The sequence below is a fragment of the Actinomadura logoneensis genome (assembly GCF_003428695.1).
GTDB classification, from domain to species: Bacteria; Actinomycetota; Actinomycetes; order Streptosporangiales; family Streptosporangiaceae; genus Spirillospora; species Spirillospora logoneensis.
The window spans coordinates 1-1,000 of record NZ_QURH01000450.1 but is presented as its reverse complement, the minus strand read 5'-3'; the positions used below and the strand labels follow the sequence as shown (position 1 = coordinate 1,000).

1 protein-coding gene is annotated in these 1,000 nt (G+C 77.9%); it reads right to left on the bottom strand.

Annotation, left to right across the window (positions count from 1 at the left end):
* Positions 1-1,000: PP2C family protein-serine/threonine phosphatase (locus tag DZF91_RS23245; protein ID WP_117359495.1), on the bottom strand; the 1,000-nt coding region annotated here is incomplete at both ends.

Below are 1,000 nucleotides of genomic sequence, written 5' to 3'. Positions count from 1 at the left end.
GCAGCCGGGCCCGGCCCGCGCGCAGCAGCACCGGCGGCGGATGCCCGGCCCGCGCCCACCGCAGCTCGCGCGTGTCCGGCCGGAACCGCGCCGCGATCACGCTCGCCGTCAGCGACCGGCGGCGGTGCATCACCAGGCGGTTCAGCCAGGTCAGCAGCTCGTCCGGCGGGGCGCCGGTGCAGGCCAGCCCGGACAGCGCGTTGCGCAGCCGCGCCATCGCCGCCGCTGCCGCCAGGCCGTGCCCCGACACGTCCCCGACCGCCAGGAACACCTCGTCGTCCGACAGCGCCGTCGCCTCGTACCAGTCGCCGCCGACCCGCGTCTGCGACTGCGCCGGCAGGTACCGGACCGCGACCCGCAGCCCCGGCAGCGTGCGCGGGCCGCGCGGCAGCGGCAGGATCGCCCGCTGCAGCTCCACCGCGATGTGCCGCTCCTCGGCGATCCGCTGCCGCTCCCGCTGCAACTGCTGCCGCGTCACCGCGAGCATCTCGTCCGAGCGGCGGCGGTGCGACACGTCCTGGAACACCGTGTGCAGCGCGACCGGGCCGCCGAGCGGGTCCAGCACCGGCTCGGCCATCACCCGCAGGTGCCGGACGTCCGCGCCCACCCGGATCCGCAGCTCCACGTCGGCGGGCTCGCGGCGGCCCAGCAGCGTCCGCATCAGGTGCTCGGCCTGCGGCAGGTCCTCCGGGACGACGTGCTCGACGAGCCGTGCGGGCGGCAGCGGGCCCGCCGTCCGGGACCGTCCGAAGATCGTGTAGAGCTGGTCCGACCAGCGCACCTCGCCGGTCACCAGGTCCCACCGGGACCAGCCGAGGTTGCCGAGCCGCTGCGCCTGCGCGAGCTGCGCGGCGAGGTCGGCCATCTCCGCGTCCACCGCGTCCGTCCGGACGTCCACCACCCGGCCGGACGCGTCGCGCACCGGCGACGTCAGCGCGGACGGCGCGGCGACGGCGTCCAGCCCCGCGCGCGGCCACGGCGTTCCCGCCGGGTCCGCCGT